General features: G+C 61.0%; 18 protein-coding genes. 7 read left to right on the forward strand and 11 right to left on the reverse strand.

All coding sequences use genetic code 11. From position 1 onward, the window contains the following. Position 1 precedes the first annotated feature (1 nt). The 4 genes from pqqC to QMX88_RS08700 are packed head-to-tail and all read left to right on the forward strand — an operon-like array spanning position 2 to position 3,980. Positions 2-757, forward strand: a complete 756-nt coding sequence (gene pqqC, locus QMX88_RS08685) for a pyrroloquinoline-quinone synthase PqqC (RefSeq protein WP_282368253.1) — start codon at positions 2-4, stop codon at positions 755-757. Then, positions 754-1,029 carry a pyrroloquinoline quinone biosynthesis peptide chaperone PqqD gene (gene pqqD, locus QMX88_RS08690; RefSeq protein ID WP_282368254.1) on the forward strand — a complete coding sequence of 92 codons (276 nt, stop codon included), beginning with the start codon at positions 754-756 and terminating at the stop codon, positions 1,027-1,029. The genes pqqC and pqqD overlap by 4 nt, the downstream gene beginning before the upstream one ends. Then, a complete protein-coding gene (pqqE, locus tag QMX88_RS08695) occupies positions 1,001-2,188 on the forward strand; it encodes a pyrroloquinoline quinone biosynthesis protein PqqE (protein ID WP_282368255.1) in 1,188 nt (395 codons plus the stop codon). Before pqqD ends, pqqE begins: the two co-directional genes overlap by 29 nt. Continuing rightward, positions 2,154-3,980: a S9 family peptidase gene (locus QMX88_RS08700; RefSeq protein WP_282368257.1), complete on the forward strand. Its 1,827-nt coding sequence runs from the start codon at positions 2,154-2,156 to the stop codon at positions 3,978-3,980. Before pqqE ends, QMX88_RS08700 begins: the two co-directional genes overlap by 35 nt. A 208-nt stretch (positions 3,981-4,188) precedes the next feature. Here the strand turns inward: QMX88_RS08700 and QMX88_RS08705 are convergent, their stop codons facing one another. The 11 genes from QMX88_RS08705 to bioB all read right to left on the reverse strand — a co-directional run bounded on the left by QMX88_RS08705 (position 4,189) and on the right by bioB (position 16,489). Next, on the reverse strand, positions 4,189-5,055 hold the full coding sequence (locus QMX88_RS08705; RefSeq protein WP_282368259.1) for a DMT family transporter: 867 nt from the start codon (positions 5,053-5,055) through the stop codon (positions 4,189-4,191). 85 nt (positions 5,056-5,140) lie between these two features. Continuing rightward, on the reverse strand, positions 5,141-5,302 hold the full coding sequence (locus QMX88_RS08710; protein WP_037019089.1) for a YqaE/Pmp3 family membrane protein: 162 nt from the start codon (positions 5,300-5,302) through the stop codon (positions 5,141-5,143). A 373-nt stretch (positions 5,303-5,675) separates the two neighbouring features. Next, the gene (locus QMX88_RS08715; RefSeq protein WP_282368269.1) at positions 5,676-7,454 is read right to left on the reverse strand and encodes an acyl-CoA dehydrogenase C-terminal domain-containing protein; all 1,779 of its coding nucleotides are present in this window, start codon (positions 7,452-7,454) and stop codon (positions 5,676-5,678) included. 222 nt (positions 7,455-7,676) lie between these two features. Beyond that, positions 7,677-8,972, reverse strand: a complete 1,296-nt coding sequence (locus tag QMX88_RS08720; protein ID WP_282368271.1) for a GGDEF domain-containing protein — start codon at positions 8,970-8,972, stop codon at positions 7,677-7,679. A gap of 177 nt (positions 8,973-9,149) precedes the next feature. Beyond that, positions 9,150-10,955 (reverse strand): phenylacyl-CoA dehydrogenase, encoded by a 1,806-nt coding sequence (locus QMX88_RS08725; protein ID WP_282368273.1) that lies wholly within the window; start codon positions 10,953-10,955, stop codon positions 9,150-9,152. Between the two features lie 351 nt (positions 10,956-11,306). Next, the gene (locus QMX88_RS08730) at positions 11,307-11,603 is read right to left on the reverse strand and encodes a pyrroloquinoline quinone biosynthesis protein PqqE (protein WP_282368275.1); all 297 of its coding nucleotides are present in this window, start codon (positions 11,601-11,603) and stop codon (positions 11,307-11,309) included. A gap of 124 nt (positions 11,604-11,727) precedes the next feature. Further along, positions 11,728-12,408 (reverse strand): dethiobiotin synthase, encoded by a 681-nt coding sequence (bioD, locus tag QMX88_RS08735; RefSeq protein WP_192173136.1) that lies wholly within the window; start codon positions 12,406-12,408, stop codon positions 11,728-11,730. A gap of 87 nt (positions 12,409-12,495) precedes the next feature. Beyond that, complete coding sequence (gene bioC / locus QMX88_RS08740) at positions 12,496-13,344, reverse strand: malonyl-ACP O-methyltransferase BioC (RefSeq protein ID WP_282368278.1); 849 nt, start codon at positions 13,342-13,344, stop codon at positions 12,496-12,498. Then, the gene (locus QMX88_RS08745) at positions 13,337-14,068 is read right to left on the reverse strand and encodes an alpha/beta fold hydrolase (RefSeq protein ID WP_282368280.1); all 732 of its coding nucleotides are present in this window, start codon (positions 14,066-14,068) and stop codon (positions 13,337-13,339) included. The genes bioC and QMX88_RS08745 overlap by 8 nt, the downstream gene beginning before the upstream one ends. Next, entirely contained in the window at positions 14,061-15,251 is a 1,191-nt protein-coding gene (gene bioF / locus QMX88_RS08750) for an 8-amino-7-oxononanoate synthase (RefSeq protein WP_282368282.1), read from the reverse strand. The genes QMX88_RS08745 and bioF overlap by 8 nt, the downstream gene beginning before the upstream one ends. A gap of 182 nt (positions 15,252-15,433) precedes the next feature. Continuing rightward, positions 15,434-16,489 carry a biotin synthase BioB gene (gene bioB / locus QMX88_RS08755; RefSeq protein WP_192173140.1) on the reverse strand — a complete coding sequence of 352 codons (1,056 nt, stop codon included), beginning with the start codon at positions 16,487-16,489 and terminating at the stop codon, positions 15,434-15,436. Positions 16,490-16,598: 109 nt separating this feature from the next. On the opposite strand from bioB, the gene QMX88_RS08760 reads away from it, so the two are divergent. The 3 genes from QMX88_RS08760 (at position 16,599) to QMX88_RS08770 (ending at position 20,206) form a co-directional block, all read left to right on the forward strand. Then, positions 16,599-17,333, forward strand: a complete 735-nt coding sequence (locus tag QMX88_RS08760) for a ComF family protein (protein WP_282368284.1) — start codon at positions 16,599-16,601, stop codon at positions 17,331-17,333. 91 nt (positions 17,334-17,424) lie between these two features. After that, a complete protein-coding gene (locus QMX88_RS08765) occupies positions 17,425-18,189 on the forward strand; it encodes a TOBE domain-containing protein (protein ID WP_282368286.1) in 765 nt (254 codons plus the stop codon). Positions 18,190-18,292: 103 nt separating this feature from the next. Continuing rightward, positions 18,293-20,206, forward strand: a complete 1,914-nt coding sequence (locus tag QMX88_RS08770; protein WP_282368287.1) for a PhoX family protein — start codon at positions 18,293-18,295, stop codon at positions 20,204-20,206. The last annotated feature ends 132 nt before the right edge of the window (positions 20,207-20,338 follow it).

Below are 20,338 nucleotides of genomic sequence, written 5' to 3' on the forward strand. Positions count from 1 at the left end.
CATGAACGATGCAACGCCGCTGTCCCCCGTTGAATTCGAACAGGCCCTGCGCGCCAAGGGCGCGTATTACCACATCTATCACCCTTTCCATGTGGCGATGTACGAAGGGCGCGCGACCCGCGAGCAGATTCAGGGCTGGGTCGCCAACCGGTTCTACTATCAGGTGAATATCCCGCTGAAGGACGCTGCGATCCTGGCCAACTGCCCGGACCGGGAGATCCGCCGCGAGTGGATACAGCGCTTGCTGGATCATGACGGCGCCCCCGGTGAAGACGGTGGCATTGAAGCCTGGTTGCGTCTGGGTCAGGCCGTGGGACTGGACCCTGACCAGTTGCGCTCGCAGGAGCTCGTCCTGCCGGGCGTACGATTTGCCGTCGACGCCTACGTCAACTTTGCCCGCCGCGCCAACTGGCAGGAAGCAGCGAGCAGTTCGCTGACCGAGCTGTTTGCGCCGCAGATCCATCAGTCGCGCCTGGACAGCTGGCCGCAGCACTACCCGTGGATCGACCCGACCGGCTACGAATACTTCCGCACCCGCCTGGGTCAGGCCCGCCGCGACGTCGAGCATGGTCTGGCGATCACGCTGCAGCACTACACCACGCGGGAAGGCCAGCAGCGCATGCTGGAAATTCTGCAGTTCAAACTCGACATTTTGTGGAGCATGCTCGATGCCATGAGCATGGCCTACGAGCTGAACCGCCCGCCCTATCACAGCGTGACCGACCAACGCGTCTGGCACAAAGGAATCGCCCTATGAGCTTCAATCGCGAACAGGTGCCCAACTGGCGCCGCGGTTATCGTTTCCAGTTCGAGCCGGCGCAAAACGGTTACGTGCTGCTCTACCCCGAGGGCATGATCAAGCTCAATGAAAGCGCGAGTGCGATCGGTGGCCTGATTGACGGGCAGCGCAGCGTCGGCGCCATCATTGCGCTGCTTGACGAAAAATTCCCCGGCGTCCCCGAACTCGGCACCGACGTCGAGCAATTCATGGAGGTCGCCCGTGCAGAACTCTGGATCGAATTTGCCTGACTCAGTGAATACTCAGTCCGATGTCCACATTCCGCCCACGCCCCCGGTTGGGCTGCCGCTGTGGCTGCTTGCCGAGCTGACCTATCGCTGCCCGTTGCAATGCCCGTATTGCTCCAACCCGCTGGATTTTGCCAAGCAGGGCCAAGAGTTGAGCACCGAGCAATGGTTCAAAGTCATGGCCGAAGCCCGGCAGATGGGCGCGGCGCAGATCGGCTTCTCGGGCGGCGAGCCGCTGGTGCGTCAGGACCTGGCCGAGCTGATTGCCGAAGCGCGGCGGCTGGGCTTCTACACCAACCTGATCACCTCCGGCATCGGCCTGACCGAGCAGAAGATCATCGACTTCAAGGAAGCCGGGCTGGACCACATCCAGATCAGCTTCCAGGCCAGCGACGAGCAAGTGAACAACATGCTCGCCGGCTCGAAGAAAGCCTTTGCGCAGAAGCTGGAAATGGCCCGCGCCGTGAAAAAGCATGGCTATCCGATGGTCCTCAACTTCGTGACCCACCGGCATAACATCGACAAGATCGACAAGATCATCGAGCTTTGTGTGGCGCTGGAAGCTGACTTCGTGGAGCTGGCGACCTGTCAGTTCTACGGCTGGGCGCACCTGAATCGTGTGGGCTTGCTGCCGACCAAAGACCAACTTGTGCGCGCCGAACGCATCACCAACGAATACCGGGTCAAGCTCGCCGCGGAAAACCACCCGGTGAAGCTGATCTTCGTCACCCCCGATTACTACGAAGAGCGCCCAAAAGCGTGCATGAACGGCTGGGGCAATCTGTTCCTGACCGTGACGCCGGACGGCACTGCGCTGCCGTGCCATGGCGCGCGGCAGATGCCAATCCAGTTCCCCAACGTGCGCGATCACACGATGCAGCACATCTGGTATGAGTCGTTCGGCTTCAATCGCTTTCGCGGTTACGAGTGGATGCCAGAGCCTTGCCGCTCCTGCGACGAGAAGGAAAAGGACTTCGGCGGCTGCCGTTGTCAGGCATTCATGCTCACCGGCGATGCGAGCAACACGGACCCGGTGTGCAGCAAGTCGCCGCAGCATCACTTGATCACCCAGGCCCGTGATGAAGCCGAGTATGCTAGCCAGACCATCGAGCAACTGGCCTTCCGCAATGAACGAAACTCACGCCTCATCGCCAAGTCCTGACCTTCTTTCTGCCGCCCAGGCTGTGGCGGCAGGCACCGATTTCGCCGAACTCAGCGTCAGCCCTGCGGGGCTTTTCTGGAGTGAATTCCGCCCGCAGGATGCCGCGACGCGCATCTGGCGCTGGCACGACGGCGCGACTGCTTGCCTGACCCCCGAGGGTTTCAGCGTGCGCAGCCGGGTGTATGAATACGGCGGCGGTTCGTTCTGCCTGACTGACGATGCCGTGGTGTTCGTCAACGAAGCGGACCAGCAGATTTACCTCCAGCCCTTCGATTCCCAAACGCCTCAACCCCTGACCCAAGGCGACAAGCTCTTCGGAGATGTCCGCTATGCGCGTGGGCAGATTCTGGCGGTTGAGGAGGATAAGGATACTCATCGGTTGGTCGGATTCGACGTCTCCGACGGCCGCCGCCACGTACTGGCCGAAGGTGCCGACTTTTATGCGTCGCCCTCCGTCAGCCCGGATGGCAATCGTCTGGTGTGGATCGAGTGGTGGCGGCCCCATCAGCCCTGGACGTCCTCGCGACTGATGAGCGTCGAACGCCAGCCCGACTTCTCATGGGGCAGGCCGCACTGCCTCGCGGGCGGGTTGGGGCTGGAATCCCTGCAGCAACCCCGCTTTGATGAAACTGGCCGCTTGTATTGCCTGACCGACCGCGCCGGCTTCTGGCAGCCGTGGGTTGAGACGCTGGATGGTTTTGAAGCACTTCCTGCCGCCCCTGCCGACCACGCGTCGGCGCCGTGGCAACTGGGCGCGTCAACTTGGGCGCCGCTTGGCGACGGTGCGTACCTCGCCGCCTGGTTCGAAGACGGCAAAGGCCTGCTCGGCGTGCGCTCGGCGCAGGGTTCAGTTGACGATTTCAGCGGCGATTACAGCCGTTTCAGAAGCCTCGCGGTGGACTCGGACTATGTCTATTGCATCGCCGCGTCCCCCGTCAGCCCTTCTGCTGTCATTGTCATCAGTCGTGCTGACAAGCGCGTTCAGGTGCTGGCCGGCGGCATGAGCCCGCTCCCCATTGAGCGCATCAGCCAGCCGCAAACCCTGCGTTATCCGAGCGGCTCCAGCGAAGCGCACGGGTATTTCTATCCGGCCATGAATGGCGACGACAAGCCGCCGCTGGTGGTGTTTATCCACGGCGGCCCGACCTCCGCGTGCTACCCCGCACTGGACCCGCGCATTCAGTTCTGGACGCAGCGGGGCTTCGCCGTCGCCGACCTCAACTATCGCGGCAGCACCGGTTACGGCCGCGCCTATCGCCAGGCACTGTTTCTGGAATGGGGCGTTGTCGATGTCGAAGACGCCTGCGCAGTGGTTGAATACCTGGGCAATCAGGGCCTGATCGATCCGGAAAACGCATTCATTCGCGGGGGCAGTGCAGGTGGCTATACGACGCTGTGCGCACTGGCGTTCAAGGATGTGTTCCGCGCAGGGGCAAGCCTGTATGGGGTGAGCGATCCGCTGGCACTGGCGGAGGCCACGCACAAGTTCGAAGCGGATTACCTGGACTGGCTGATCGGCGACCCCGATGTCGACATGGGGCGCTACCGGAAACGCACGCCGCTGCTGCATGCTGACCAGATCAAGGTCCCGGTGATCTTCTTCCAGGGCGAACTCGACGCCGTGGTCGTCCCCGCCCAGACCCGCGACATGCTCAATGCGTTACTGGAAAACGGCATACCGGCGGAAGGGCACTTCTACCCCGACGAACGCCACGGCTTCCGCAAAGCCGCCAACCAGGCCCATGCACTGGAAACCGAATGGGCGTTTTACCGCAAGGTGATTGATGGGTGAGGTGTCGGACGTTTTGCGCGTCAGCCACTGACGCACCTGGCCAACGCGATCATGTGGGAATGAGCTTGCTCACGAAGAAGACATTTCAACCGCTGGAATTTTAGCGGTTGTACCGGCCCCTTCGCGAGCAAGCTCGCTCCCACAGCTTGTGCGTAAACTGTCAAACCCGCGACATCGCCATGTGTAACCGCGCGAGCCCGTGATTGGCTCATCCATAAACGTGCAGCGCCACGGCACCGATCAATACCAGCCCCACCCCGCAGACCTGAATGGCGCTGAGCCGCTCTTTGAAGAACAGGAAGCCAAGCACGGCGGCGATACCTCCTGACAGGGTACTGATGACGGTGACCACGGAAATCGATCCCACCATCGCGCCATACGAGAACGCAGAAAACCCACCCAGGTTGAGCAGGCTTGCCGCCACAAGGGTTACCCCGGCGCGTGCAGGCGGCAACTTCAGGGCGTCTTTCATTCGCAAAATCATCGGCGACAAAACGGCGAGCCCGACCAGATACCCCAGCCAGAGCATCGTGACCGGGCCCAGTGCTGGCAACGCGTAACGGCCCTGCATCCAGAAGCTCGATCCGTACAGCAAGGCGGCGCCCAGTGCGTAGACAATCGCTTGCTGGTTGTGCTTTTTCGCCGTGGAATCGTTACCTGACGTGATGCTCGACAGAACGACTCCCAGCACGCACAACGCGATCAACAACAGCTGCGTCATCGAGATGTGCTCGCCGCTCGCCCACGAGAACAGCGTGGTGAAGACGCCGTACGACGTCACCAGTGGAGCCACAATCGAAGCTTTGCCGAGCGAGAACGCTTTGGATAACGCCAGCGCACCACTGACCGTGAAAACCGAAGCGAGTACACCCAGAAGCCACGTGTGCCAAGGCGCAGAGAATGATTGGGAGATGAAAGCCGGGAAGCACAGCAACAGAATGCACATGATCAGAAAGCCAAGCGCCTGACCGAAGTAAACCGCTCGCTTGACCCCAACGGCACGGGCATTGAGCCCTACCAGAAAATCTGTGCCGCCCCAGAACAGAGCGGCGAGTAATCCCAAAACAACGTCCATCCCTGACCTTCCTGATCATAAAGTCCGACGTCGGACTCTATGTCAGCTGACCTGAGACAGGAAGCGCGGTGTTAAGCGGATTGAGTTACTTGCGACTGACAATGATGTAGATCGCGTGGATGATCCCCGGGATGTAGCCCAACAGGGTCAGCAGGATGTTCAGCCAGAAGGCACCGGCGAAGCCGACTTGCAGGAACACGCCCAGGGGTGGCAGCAGGATGGCGATGATGATGCGAATGATGTCCATGGGTGAAGCTCCTGGTTAATGGCCCAATGGGGGCCGCACAGCTAATCGACCTTGGGTCGTTACAGGGGTTCCGCAGCGCTATCGTCAAGCCATTACCTTCTCGCGCAGGCGCGCCAACCGAAGCGGTCGAAGGAATAGGACTTTTCCAGGAAGCAGAAAAAAGAAAACCCCGCCTAAGCGAGGTTTTCCAGACTGTTTCCCATGACTTCCATTTCTTCCCGCCGTCCTGGCAGGCAATCCCTTACGTGTCCCTGTTATCTGTTGCGCGTCCTGCGCTACGTCCATGTGAGTAGATTAAACTTGGATCCACTGGAGCGATAGAGCCGAATGCCACCACGTCATGTAAGCGAATGCTTACATGATTTTCGTGGTGTCAGAACTGTGACGCCTCCAATAGGTACAGCGACTCACTGCCAGCCCTCACCGACGCTGAAAGGGACTGAATTCGAGGCAGCAGACGCGCGAAGTAGAAACGCGCAGTGCCCAGCTTACTGGCGTAGAAATCTTCCTGAGTTTCCTTGCCCCACGCCGCGTTTGCCATCATCGCCCACATGTAGGCGTACGCCGTGTATCCGAATACATGCAGATACTCGACGGAAGCGGCACCGATTTCATTCGGGTTGCTACGCGCCCGGTCCAGCACCCAGTCGGTCAATTCGTCCAGCGTGGTCAAGGCAGCGGCCAACGGCTTGGTGAACTCGGCCTGCGAGCTGTCAGACGACGCAATGAATTCACGGACTTCGTCAGAGAACAGCTTGTAGTACGCCCCGCCACTGGCGACAACCTTACGACCCATCAGGTCCAGTGCCTGAATGCCGTTGGTGCCTTCGTAGATCTGGGTAATGCGCACGTCACGCACCAGTTGTTCCTGGCCCCATTCGCGAATGTAGCCATGACCGCCGAACACCTGCTGACCGTGCACGGTGGTGTCCAGGCCCATGTCGGTGAGAAAGGCCTTGGCAACAGGCGTCAGCAGTGCAACCAACGCATCGGCGCGCTGACGCACGTCGGCGTTTTCGCTGTACTTGGCGGTGTCCAGTTGCATGGCCACGTACGTCGAGAACGCGCGACCGCCTTCGTTCAGCGCCTTCATTGTCAACAGCATGCGGCGCACATCGGGGTGAACGATGATCGGGTCGGCAATGGTGTCTTTGGACTGCGCGCCTGTCGGTGCCCGGCTTTGCAGACGGTCGCGGGCGTACTCGATCGCGTTCTGATACGAACGCTCGCCGGACGCCAGGCCCTGAATGCCTACACCCAAGCGCTCGTAATTCATCATGGTGAACATCGCCGCGAGGCCTTTATTCGGCTCCCCGATCAGGTAGCCCTTGGCCTGATCAAAATTCAGCACGCAGGTGGCCGATGCCTGAATGCCCATTTTGTGCTCAATGGACCCGCAGAACACCGTGTTGCGCTCACCCAGGCTGCCGTCGTCGTTGACCATGATTTTCGGCACGAGGAACAGCGAAATGCCCTTCGGCCCGGCCGGTGCGTCGGGCAGTTTGGCCAGCACCAAATGGATGATGTTCTCGGTGAGGTCGTGCTCGCCGCCGGTGATGAAGATTTTAGTACCGCTGACCTTGTAGGACCCATCGGTCTGCGGCTCCGCTTTCGTGCGGATAATCCCGAGATCCGTGCCGGCGTGGGCTTCGGTCAGGCACATCGAACCGGCCCATATGCCGGCGTACATGTTCGGCAGGTATTTGGTTTTCAGCGCTTCGCTGGCGTGGTTATTGATCGAGACGCAGGCGCCGGACGTCAACATCGGGTACAGCCCGAACGCCAGGCTGGCGGAGTTGACCATCTCTTCGACTTGAGCAGAGACCGCCTTGGGCATGCCCATGCCGCCGAATTCCGGATTGCCGCCGACGCCGACCCATCCCCCTTCCGCATACGTTTTGTACGCTTGAACGAAACCTGCAGGTGTGGTGACAACGGTGTCTTTCCAGTGGCAGCCTTCCTCATCGGCCGCGCGGCTCAGCGGTGCGACGGATCTGCCAGTGACTTTGCCCGCCTCTTCGAGAATCGCCTCGACGGTCTCGGCGTCCACGGTTTCAGACAGTTCGGGAAGCGTGGCCCAAAGTCGGGAGACTTCGAACACTTCATTGAGGACGAAGCGCATATCGCGCAAGGGCGCTTTGTAGTCAGCCATGGCAAACCTCGTTTCAGCGGCAAAGAACTCGGGGGAGGAGCGGCACAGCACGGAGATTGCGGCGCCGATGTGTCAGTGGAACGAGTGTACCTGAACACCATTTGCGACACATAGGGTCAACGCGTGACTATTACCAAGGATCCGGTCACGATAGAGCGACAGTCGAGTTCTTCCCGCACATGGCTGCGTATGCGTTCGTTGGGTGATGAAAAGGAGTAGGTTTTAGCCGGCTGCGGCCATGCGAACAGCGCCGCGCTTGCTGGTTTGCGCATGGCTGATGACGCAGTTACGGCCAGCGCCTTTGGCGGCATACAGCGCCTGATCGGCGGATTTTAGGACCTCTTCCGGATTGCGGTGCTCGGGCAGGCGCTCGGCCACGCCAATGCTGACGGTCACCGAAACTGTTGATGCCTGAGAGCCCGCTCGACGCTGACGCCCTTGCAGGTCATCGTTTGGACGATTGTCCTGGTTGCGCAGGTGAATCTGATAGCTGGCAATGGTTTCGCGAATGACTTCAAGGTGCGGCATGCACTCTTCCAGGGTTTTGCCGGCAAACACGATGGCGAACTCTTCACCGCCATATCGATAGGCGCGCCCGCCGCCGTTGGTGATCTTCGACAATTTGCTCGCCACCAGACGCAGCACCTGATCGCCGACATCATGACCGTGTGTGTCGTTGAATTTCTTGAAGTGATCGACGTCGCTCATCGCCAGCACGTAATTGCGGCCCAGTCGCTGCATCCGCTCATTGAGTGCGCGTCGGCCTGGCAGCCCGGTCAGTTCGTCGCGGAACGCCATTTGATAGGCCTCGTGCGCGACCGCTGCGGCAATCATCAACATCACCTGGCTGCACATGATGTTCAGGGTGAACGGCAGGATGAAGGTTTTCGGCAACGCCCAGAACATTCCGAGCAACCCCACCAGTTGAGCGGCATGCAGGGGGCGCGGCTTATAGAGGTACTGGGTGATCAACACGGCGAACGCGATGAAAAACGTCACGTAGGACAACTGGATGAGGCTCATCCAGTCTCCGTGCAGCGCCGGCCAGCGGATGTCGGCGAGCCAGGCGAGCAGCACGGCGGGGAAGCTCTGTTCGAGTCCCAGCGCGACGCTGCCGACGGCGACCAGTACCGCCAGTCGAGCGACAAGGTCTTGAAACAGATGGGTCCGCTCTTCCCACGCGGCAAACAGGCCGAACATGACCGGGAGCAACAGGCAGCACAGATGAAACACCACGGCGGCGTCCTCTCGGACCTTTCCGTTATCGCGGTAATAGTCGGTCTGTGTGTCGAGCAGGAAATAGGCGATGTACACCGTGATCATCAGGAACAGTTCACGCTGCCGCTTGTAAACCCCGCAATACGCGCCGCCCAGCAACAGCACCAGCGTGGGCAGCACGTTGAAGAGTGAGGTGAAGAAGACGTTGAGGTCTTTCACGTACGCGGCCGCCAGTCCGGCAATCAGCAAGGCCAGAGAGGGTAAAAAATGACTGAGCCGTGCGGCAGAGGGGCGCAGCAAAAGGACTATCTCCTCACCGAAAGATGCGAGCGCTGATTAAATGGCATTGTGCCTGTATCGGCCGCGTCATGCATAGGATGAGGAAGAATGTGCATGGCCTTGGGACAAGGATCGGCAGGCACAAAAAAGCCGCTTGTCCCTGAGGACAAGCGGCTTGAGGGAAACGCTTGCGGTGACTTAGTAAGCCAGGCCGAAGTGTTCTTCGTTCATGTCCATCAGGTTGCTTGCGCCCGACAGCATGGTTGCCACGTGAGTGCGGGTGCGCGGCAGAATACGCTGGAAGTAGAAGCGCGCTGTCTGCAGCTTGGCGGTGTAGAAGGCTTCTTCGCTGGTGCCGGCCGCCAGTTTCTCGGCTGCCACACGAGCCATGTCAGCCCAGAAGTACGCCAGGCAGGCATAACCGGAGAACATCAGGTAATCCACCGAAGCGGCACCGACTTCTTCACGGTCTTTCATGGCGGCCATGCCGACCTTCATGGTCAGTTCGCCCCATTCTTTGTTCAGCGCAGCGAGCGGCGCCACGAACTCGCTGATCGCTTCGTTGCCTTCCTGGGACTGGCAGAACTTGTGGACGATCTTGGTGAAGCCCTTGAGCGCCTCGCCTTGAGTCATCAGTACTTTTCGACCCAGCAGGTCGAGCGCCTGAATACCGGTGGTGCCTTCGTACAGCATGGCAATACGGGCGTCGCGAACGTTCTGCTCCATGCCCCACTCGGCGATGAAGCCGTGGCCGCCATAGATCTGCACGCCGTGGTTGGCGGCTTCGAAACCGACTTCAGTCATGAACGCCTTGGCGATCGGCGTCATGAATGCCAGCAGGCCGTCAGCTTGCTTCTTGGCTTCGGGGTCGTCGCTGTATTTGGCGATGTCGACCTGCTTGGCGGTGAAGTACACCATCGCACGAGTCCCCTCGGCGAAGGCCTTCATGGTCAGCAGCATGCGACGCACGTCAGGGTGAACGATGATCGGGTCAGCGGCTTTTTCCGGCGCTTTCGGGCCAGTCAGCGAACGCATCTGCAGACGCTCGCGGGCGTATTTCAGGCCGCCCTGGAAACCGATCTCGGCGTGGGCGAGCCCTTGCAGCGCAGTGCCCAGACGTGCGGTGTTCATGAAGGTGAACATGCAGTTCAGGCCCTTGTTCGGCGGGCCGATCAGGAAGCCCGTGGCGCCGTCGAAGTTCATCACGCAGGTGGCGTTGCCGTGAATGCCCATCTTGTGTTCCAGCGAACCGCAGGTCACAGCATTGCGCTCACCGACGCTGCCGTCAGCGGCCGGCACGAATTTCGGCACGATGAACAGGGAAATGCCTTTGGTGCCAGCAGGTGCGTCGGGCAGGCGGGCCAGCACGATGTGGACGATGTTATCGGCCATGTCGTGTTCGCCAGCGGAAATGAAGATCTTGGTGCCGGACACTTTGTACGAGCCGTCAGCCTGAGGCTCGGCCTTGGTGCGCAGCATGCCCAGGTCGGTGCCGCAGTGAGGTTCGGTCAGGCACATGGTGCCGGTCCATTCACCCGAAACCAGTTTGGTCAGGTAAGCGTCTTGCTGCTCAGGGGTGCCGTGCTGGGAGATGGTGTTCATCGCACCATGGGAAAGGCCCGGGTACATGCCCCACGACCAGTTGGCTTCGCCGACCATTTCACTGACCGCCAGACCCAGCGACTCGGGCAGACCCTGGCCACCATGGGCGACGTCGTGGGCCAGGCTCGGCCAGCCGCCTTCGACGAACTGTTTGTAGGCTTCCTTGAATCCGGTCGGCGTTTTTACGCCGGACTCGCTCCAGGTGCAGCCTTCGGTGTCACCGACACGGTTCAGCGGGGCCAGGACCTGCTCACAAAACTTGGCGCCTTCCTCGAGAATGGCGTCAACCATGTCAGGCGTGGCGTCCTGGCATGCTGGCAGACTCTGATAGTGCGCTTCGTAGCCGAGCAGCTCGTCACGGACGAAGCGAATATCACGCAAGGGGGCCTTGTAGTCAGGCATAGCGATAAACCTCTGCTGGTGAATCCTGGAATTGGATGACCGTGTGGTCACTGTGGGGCATTGCCCCGGCGCCGGGATTTGAGATCACGCGGCGATCAAACAGGTGTTTGAAACATACGTTTACGCCTATACCTTGTCAAGGGACGCCCTGCAACTTTCATCACCTCCCGGCGTGCGGGATGCAGGCGAGCGCGTACGCCGCCATGCGGTTCAGACCGGTGCGTTAAGTCTAGAGAGCGTGAGGGAAATACAGGCCACTGCGCGCACGGGATGGGCGCGTGAATGAGGCGTTATTCAGGAAAGGAAGAGCGACCAAAGCCGTGCGCTTTGGCGCACGACCAGGGGGGGGGATCAGGCGAAGGTATCGATCAGCGGGCCGAGTGCTTCATCGCTGGCTTTTTCAACTTTGACGCCAGCCTGGACTTGAATCCGGCCTTGGGTCAGTTCAACCACATTGGTAGCCATGTCGGAGCGTTGCGGACGATCGACCGAGCGCAGGCGCTCAAGCTGGAAATCCGAAGACTGACTGCGCCCGGACACTTCAGTCGCGGGACTGGCCAACTGCGTCGCAGCCTGATCGACACGGCTCTGCCCGACCTGCATTGCGCTAAGGCCCGGGTACAACGTGTTGTTCAGTGAGATTTGCATGAGCACGATCCTCTGTTCGGAACGAACACAGCGATTAAAGCAGCAATGCGCCCGGATTACTCGGCGACGCGACTAGTGGCATTGCGCCTTGTGACGCACCTCACACTCGGCGACGCCCTAACGCTTAATCCAGCAACTCCAGATGCAGATGCTCGGCGATCATTTCCGCGGTTGCCTTCTTCATGAACGGCACGCGCCCCAGGCACGGCGCCGGCAAACGCTCAGCCAGCGTGGCGAGGTTCTCTTCAAGCCGAGACGTTTTGGGATCGATGATATTCGCCACCCAGCCCGCCAGTTGCAGACCGTCGTTGGCGATGGCTTCGGCTGACAGCAACGCATGGCTGATGCAGCCCAGGCGCACGCCCACCACCAGAATCACCGGCAGGTTGAGCGCGATGGCCAGGTCAGACAGATTGGCCTGATCGGCCAGTGGAACGCGCCAGCCGCCAGCCCCTTCGATCAGGGTGAAATCAGCCTGCTTATCGAGGATATGCCGCATCGGGCCGAGCAAGGACTGCACGGTCAGCGCGACTCCTGCTTCTCGCGCGGCCAGATGGGGCGCGATGGCAGGCTCGAAGGCCACCGGGTTGACCTCGTTGTAGGTCAGCTGGATCGAACATTCGGCACGCAAGGCGACGGCGTCCGAGTTGCGCAACCCCTTGGGTTTAACGTCGCAGCCGGAGGCGACCGGCTTGCCCGCCGCCGTGCTCAACCCCGACTGCCGCGCCGCGTAGAGAAGCCCCGTGGCGATGGTGGTCTTGCCGACGTCGGTATCGGTTCCCGTGATGAAATATGCAGCGCTCATCGTGGCGACCATCCGTTCAGATATTTCAAACTATTCCCTGCTTACTATAGCGCCCGTCTAACAGACGCCGACTAAATAGATCATTCTTTAATCAACGCCGGATTTCGCCAGAATGCCGTACACCACCTGATACGTGGCGGGCAGGCCGTCTTCCTGACGAAACCTTTCGTACGCCTCCATCAACGCCTGGATTCGCGCACGGCCAGTCAGGCCTCCCGGACGACCCGGATTGATGTTGTGCGCGCCCAGTGCCTTGAGTTCATGGGTCAGGCTGCGCACGTCGGGATAGTGCAAGACGTGGGGCAACACTTCGAGGCTGCGCACGTTCAAACCGCTGGCAGTGCAGAGGCGTTGATACTCCTCGCGCTCGCGGAAGCGATTGACGTGGACCATGCCATCCACCGCCTGCCAGCTGTCGCGCAGTTCAAACAGCGTCCCGACGCAGAGGCTGGCGAAGGCGAATACGCCACCCGGTTTGAGCACGCGACGCGCTTCGCTCAGCACCGCGGAGAAATCCGGGCACCATTGCACCGCCAGGCTGGAGAACATCAGGTCAACACTCGCGTCGCGCAGCGGCAGGTTCTCGGCGTCGCCAGCCACGTAATGAACCGCGCCACCCAATGACCGTGCATAACGCAGCATGCCTTCGGCGAGGTCCAGCGCAACCCCTTCGCTTTGGGGAAACTGCTGCGCCAGCGCGCGGCTGAAACACCCTGTTCCGCTGCCCAGGTCCAGCCACAGGGATGGCACCAGGTCCGGCAGCCGTGTCATCAGCTCGGTGCCGACGGCGCGCTGCAAGTCGGCCACGCTGTCGTAGCTGGTCGCGGCCTTCGAGAAGGACGCCGCCACCTGACGCTTGTCAGGTAGTGCCTGTTGCCCATTAACCTGTTGCTGTTTCACGGCCTTTAGCACCGCGCAGTGGGAAAGATCAGTCATCACCGGACTCGTGTAAAAACGCATGAACTGCAGCGGCGACGCCGTGCGGGTTTTCCAGAATGAAAGCGTGACTGGCCTGCTCGATCACGCCGACTTCGATGTCAGGCTGGAAGGTCAGAACATCCGCCGATGCTTCTGCCGGCACCAACGCATCAAGGCCGCCAAACAGGTGCAATTGAGGGCCGCGAAACGCTTGCAGCGCTTTGCGCGTGTCCATTTGCTCGAGCAGCTTCAGGCCTTCGATCAAGCCGGCGCTGGTGCCGTGGGGCGCGCAGGCTTTTAACTGTCTCGACAGCGCCCGTGGCTCTTCGGCGCCTTGCACGCACAAAAGACTGAAGCGCTTGAGCGTTCCGTCCAGATCGGCTTTGCAACCGGCAATAAAGGCGTCGAAATCAGTTTGCGGCATCGCGTTGGGCCACTCGCTGCGGGCCACAAAGCAGACGTTGCTGGCGAACGTCGCCAGACCACAGCAGCGCTCGCCCCTGCGCGCGGCCAGTTCGGTCGCCAGCATGCCGCCCAGCGACCAACCGCCCAGCCAGACGTTGTCGGGCAATGTCGAATCCAGTTCATCGAGCCAGTCGTCGAGATTGTCGGTGTCCATGTCAGGCAACGGCTCGATCACCACCCGCAAATGTTCGTCGAGCCCTCGCAGCGCTGCAGCCAGCGGTTCAAGGGGCGAGACGCCAAGGCCCCAGCCCGGCAACAGGATCAACTGATCACGCATGGTCCAGCTCCGAAGATTCGTCTACGCCCAGCAGCGGATAACACTGCTCCAGTGCCTGCAACAATAGCTGCACCTGCGCCTCACTGTGGGCGGCGGACAATGTCACGCGTAAACGCGCGCTGCCCGCAGGCACTGTCGGCGGTCGAATGGCGGTGACCATCACGCCGCGCTCGCGCAGCAACTGCGACAGCCGCAACGCGCGACCGCTGTCGCCGATCAGGATCGGCTGGATGGGCGTGAAACTGTCCATCAGCTCAAGGCCGAGGGCTTGAGCGCCGGCGCGAAACTGTTTAATCAGTGCCGCGAGGTGCTCACGCCGCCAGTGTTCAGTGCGCAGCAGTTCGAGGCTTTTCAGCGTCGCGCACGCCAGCGCCGGCGGCTGGCTGGTGGTGTAGATGTAGGGACGGGCGAACTGGATCAGCGTTTCGATCAACTCTTCGCTGCCCGCAACGAACGCGCCCGCGGTGCCGAAGGACTTACCCAGCGTGCCGATCAGCACCGGGACGTCATCGATGCCAAGGCCGAAGTGCTCGACGATACCCGCACCGTTTGCACCCAGCGGGCCAAAGCCGTGTGCATCGTCGACCATCAGCCATGCGTTTTTGGCTTTCGCCGCCTTGGCCAGCGCGGGGAGGTCAGCGACGTCGCCGTCCATGCTGAACACACCGTCGGTGACTACCAGCGTGTCGCCCACCGCTTTGTCCAACCGGCTGGCGAGGCTGTCGCAATCGTTGTGCAGGTAGCGGGCGAAACGGGCGCCGCTAAGCAGGCCGGCGTCGAGCAACGAAGCATGATTGAGGCGGTCTTCCAGCACGGTGTCACCCTGGCCCACCAACGCAGTAACGGTGCCGAGGTTGGCCATGTAACCGTTGGAAAACAACAGCGCGCGGGGCCGACCGGTGAACTCGGCGAGGGCTTCTTCGAGCGCGTGATGGGGCGTGCTGTGGCCGATCACCAAATGCGAGGCACCACCGCCTACGCCCCAACGTTCGGCGCCGGCCTGCCAGGCCGCGATGACCTCGGGGTGATTGGCCAGGCCCATGTAATCGTTGTTGCAGAACGCCAGCAGCGGCTTGCCGTCGACAATGACTTCAGGGCCCTGCGGGCTTTGCAGCAAGGGCCGCTGACGATAAAGGTGCTCGGCACGACGGGCAGCGAGACGTGCGTTCAGATCAAAGGACATGCGGGCCTCGTGAGCGGATTTATGACTACGCCGTTATCTCCCGCTCGGACGTAGACCTGTGGGAGTGAGCTTGCTCGCGAATAGGACGGCACATTCAGCATGGATGCCGCCTTACCTGACGCATTCGTGAGCAAGCTCACTCCCACAGTGTGTTGCACTCCGACCGGAGGATCGAAGGCGCATCAAACAGCCGCGTCGTAAAACAGCTCGCTGCTTTTCTGCTCGATCAGCGCTTGTTCGATGGCTGCCTGATGCACCTCGTCCGAGTGCTCTTCGCGCGCTTCGGGCTGAATGCCCAGACGCGAGAACAGCTGCATGTCCTTGTCGGACTGAGGGTTGGCGGTGGTCAGCAGTTTGTCGCCGTAGAAGATCGAGTTGGCGCCGGCGAAGAACGCCAGGGCCTGCATCTGGTCATTCATGGCTTCGCGGCCTGCGGACAGGCGCACGTGGGATTGCGGCATCAGGATGCGCGCGACGGCCAGCATGCGGATGAAGTCGAACGGGTCGATATCCTCGGCGTTCTCCAGCGGCGTGCCGGCCACCTTCACCAGCATGTTGATCGGCACGGATTCCGGATGCTCTGGCAGGTTAGCCAGCTGGATCAGCAGGTTGGCGCGGTCGTCCAGGGATTCACCCATGCCCAGGATGCCGCCGGAGCAGATCTTCATTCCCGAATCACGCACGTACGCCAGCGTCTGCAGGCGCTCGCTGTAGGTACGGGTGGTAATGATGCTGGTGTAGAAATCCGGCGACGTGTCGAGGTTGTGGTTGTAGTAATCGAGGCCAGCGTCAGCCAGCGCTTGGGTCTGGTCCTGATCCAGCTTGCCGAGGGTCATGCAGGTTTCCAGGCCCATGGCTTTGACGCCTTTGACCATCTCCAGCACGTAGGGCATGTCTTTGGCCGACGGATGTTTCCACGCCGCGCCCATGCAGAAACGGGTCGAACCAATCGCCTTGGCGCGTGCGGCCTCTTCTAGCACTTGCTGGACCTGCATCAGCTTTTCTTTTTCCAGACCGGTGTTGTAGTGGCCCGATTGCGGGCAGTACTTGCAGTCTTCCGGGCAGGCGCCGGTTTTGATCGACAGCAGGGTCGAGACTTGCACGCGGTTGGCGTCGAAGTGAGCGCGGTGCACGGTTTGCGCCTGAAACAGCAGGTCATTGAATGGCTGTGTGAACAGCGCCTTGACCTCGGCTAGATTCCAGTCGTGACGCAGGTTGGCATTGATGCTGGCGCTCATGGGCGGCTCCTTGATGTTTTCTGGACGATGACCCGGGCGGCTTTGCCCAGCGGCAAAACCGGAAGCCCACAGGCGCAACACGGATGTTCGGCATATTTAAGGAAGCGACATGCGCTGTCAACCATATAACGGGCACGAGGTTTACATCTGGTTAAAAAACGCACAAACGTGTTTGTTGTGCGATGAAGCGACTGATTCAAGCACCCCGATCTGCATGCCCTGTGAGCGCGAACTCCCGTGGCTGATTGACCAGTGCGACCGTTGCGCGCTGCCCATGCCGATGTCCGGCCTGACCTGCGGCGCCTGCAATCGCAACCCTCCCGCCTTTAATGACGTCGTCGCTCCGTGGCTGTACGACTTCCCGATCGACGCGCTGGTCACACGCTTCAAGCATCAGCGGAAATGGCCGCTCGGCCGACTGCTGGCGGAGCTGTTGGGCGAGACCCTGCAGCATCGCTTCAACGATGGCATGCGCCGACCCGATTGTCTTATCCCGGTGCCGCTCGCCAAAAAACGACTGCGCCAGCGAGGCTTCAATCAGGCAGCGATGTTGGCGAACTGGCTCGGCGCTCGCCTGGGACTGCCTGTTGATGAGCGCGTGATCCGCCGCGTGAAAGAAACACCTTCGCAGCAGGGTCTGGATGCAAAAGCCAGAAAGCGCAATCTGGCGTCTGCCTTTTCGCTGAGGGACGCCACGCCGATTATCGGCAAGCACCTTGCCCTGATTGACGACGTCCTCACCACCGGCTCGACGGCGAATGCGCTGGCAGCACTGTTGATCAAGGCCGGCGCCAGATCGGTGGATGTGTATTGCCTGGCAAGAACGCCGAAGCCCGGGGACTAGCCAGCCAGGAGATCAGGGAATCCGCAGCATTCGGGTGCAAGGCGTTTTGGCTTACACTCCGGCGTCATCACTTCCAGCGCATCCGACCCCTATGTCACTACCGCCTTCCCTCACCCAGCACATGGTTCGTCGCCCGCATCGCATCGCGCTGTTGCAGCACATTGCCGAGCAGGGTTCGATCACTCGAGCGGCGAAAAGCGCCGGGCTGAGTTACAAGGCGACGTGGGACGCCATCGATGAGCTGAACAATCTGGCGCAAAAACCGCTGGTCGAGCGCAGCGTTGGCGGCCGTGGAGGCGGCGGCGCCAAATTGTCGGCCGAAGGCGAGCGGGTGCTGCGGCTCTATCAGCGCCTGCAGGCGTTACAGACTCAGCTGCTGGAAACCTCGGAGGAATCTGACGACCTCGCTCTGCTCAGCCGCTTGATGCTGCGGACCAGCGCTCGGAATCAGCTGCATGGTCAGGTCAGCGGCGTTCGTTCTCAGGGCCGCAACGACATGATCACGTTGCAGCTCGCGGGCGGCTTGTCGATCGAGGCGCAGATCACCCACGACAGCACCTTGCGACTGGGCCTTGAGATCGGCACGGATGTGTTCGCCCTGATCAAGGCCGGCTGGCTGGAATTAATAGCGCCTGACCAGGCTGAAACAACCGGACACAATTGCCTCACCGGTCAAATCGAGGAAATTCTCGACGCCGAGGATGGCCCGAGTGAAGTCAGAATTGTCCTTCCCAGCCACCAGATTCTCTGCGCGGTGGTCGATGCGGACCGGCTGCACGCCTTGCAGCTCAAGGTCGGCGGTGAGATCAAGGTTCAATTTGCGCCCTCAAACATTCTGCTCGGTACGCCGCTTTAAGCGCCGCTTGCACGCACCACTGGCGCCCGACTCGTCATTTGACCGACACAATAACGTCATGAGCACTGCATAGGGTTTTGCCCTAAACCGCAGGGAGCCCGTGATGACGCGATTAAAAGATAACCAATCCACCGACCTCGAAAACATGGTTGGCCTGACCCGACGCGGATTCATCAGCGCGGGCGCCCTGTGCGGCGCGGCGATGTTTCTCGGGGGCAACCTGCTCAGCCGCAGCGTCATGGCCGCCAGTGTCAGCGCTGCCAACGGGACGCTGCTCGGCTTCGACAGCATCCCCTCCTCCACCGCCGACAGCATCAGTCTACCGCCGGGCTATCGCTCCTCGGTCCTGATCAGTTGGGGCCAGCCGCTGCACACCAACGGCCCGGCTTTCGACCCCAGTGGCAAGGGCACGGCGAAGATGCAGGAGCTGCAGTTCGGCGACAACAATGACGGCATGAGTCTGTTTACCTTCCCCGGCGACAAGCCGGACACCGCCAGCCGCGCGCTGATGGCGATCAACAACGAATACACCAGTTACCGATACCTGTTTGATCACGGCAAAGACCCGCAATCGGCCGAAGACGCGCACAAGGCCCAGGCCAGCGAAGGCGTTTCGGTGATCGAGGTCAAACGCGAAGGTCAGCAATGGGCGTTCGTCCAGGGCTCCAAATACAACCGGCGCATCCACGGCAACACGCCGATTCGCCTGAGCGGCCCGGCAGCCGGCCATGAGTGGTTGAAAACCGCCGCCGACAAGACCGGCAAGAACGTGCTTGGGACTTTCCAGAACTGCGCCAACGGCAAGACGCCGTGGGGCACCTATCTGACCTGCGAAGAGAACTTCACCGACTGCTTCGGCAGCAGCGATCCGGCACAGACCTTCGACGCCGCAACCAAACGCTATGGTGTGACGGCCGCAAGCAAGGAAGTGAACTGGCACCTGCACGATCCGCGCTTTGACGTCGCGAAAAACCCCAACGAACCCAATCGCCATGGCTGGGTGGTGGAGATCGACCCGTTCGATCCGAAATCCACGCCGGTCAAACGCACCGCCCTGGGCCGTTTCAAACACGAAAACGCCGCGCTGACCGAAACCAAAGATGGCCGCGTCGTGGTGTACATGGGCGACGATGAGCGCGGCGAATTCATCTACAAATTCATCAGCCGGGACAAGGTCGACCACAAGAACCGTAAGGCCAACCGCGACATCCTCGACTACGGCACGCTGTATGTGGCGCAGTTCGACGCTGGCGACAGCAACCCCGATCACCCGAAAGGCCAAGGCAAATGGATTGAGTTGAGCCACGGCAAGAACGGCATCGACGCGGCCAGCGGTTTTGCCAATCAGGCCGAAGTGCTGATCCATGCGCGCCTGGCGGCAAGCCAGGTGAAAGCGACGCGCATGGACCGCCCTGAATGGATCGTTGTCAGCCCCAAGGACGGCCAGGTCTATTGCACGCTCACCAACAACATCAAGCGTGGCGATGAAGGGCAGCCAGTGGGCGGGCCAAATCCCCGGGCGAAAAACCAGTACGGGCAGATTCTGCGCTGGCAGGAAACCGGGTCGGACGCCGCCGCCATGGATTTCGCATGGGACTTGTTCGTCGTCGCCGGCAACCCAGGTGTGCATGCAGGAACGCCGCAGGGCGGATCAACCAATATCAATCCGCAGAACATGTTCAACAGCCCGGATGGCCTGGGTTTCGATGCTGCCGGGCGGCTGTGGATTCTGACGGATGGCGACGCCACCAACGCGGGCGACTTCGCCGGCATGGGCAATAACCAGATGCTGTGCGCTGACCCGGCAAGCGGCGAGATTCGCCGATTCATGGTCGGGCCGGTGGGGTGTGAAGTGACCGGCATCAGCTTCGCGCCCGACCAGAAAGCGCTGTTCGTCGGCATTCAGCACCCTGGCGAAAACGGCGGTTCGACCTTCCCGGAGCACGTGCCGAACGGCAAGCCGAGGTCCTCGGTGATGGTGATCACGCGGGAAGATGGCGGCGTGATCGGCGCCTAATTTTTGGGAGATCTCCCGTAGTCCAGGCGAGGCGCTATCTCGCTGCAAACACAGCCTCTGTGGGAGTGAGCTTGCTCACGAAGACGGCGATTCAGGCGCTAAAGATGCAGCGGGTGTCCTGGCCTCTTCGCG

The sequence above is a fragment of the Pseudomonas sp. PS02290 genome (assembly GCF_029960075.1).
Lineage (GTDB): Bacteria > Pseudomonadota > Gammaproteobacteria > Pseudomonadales > Pseudomonadaceae > Aquipseudomonas.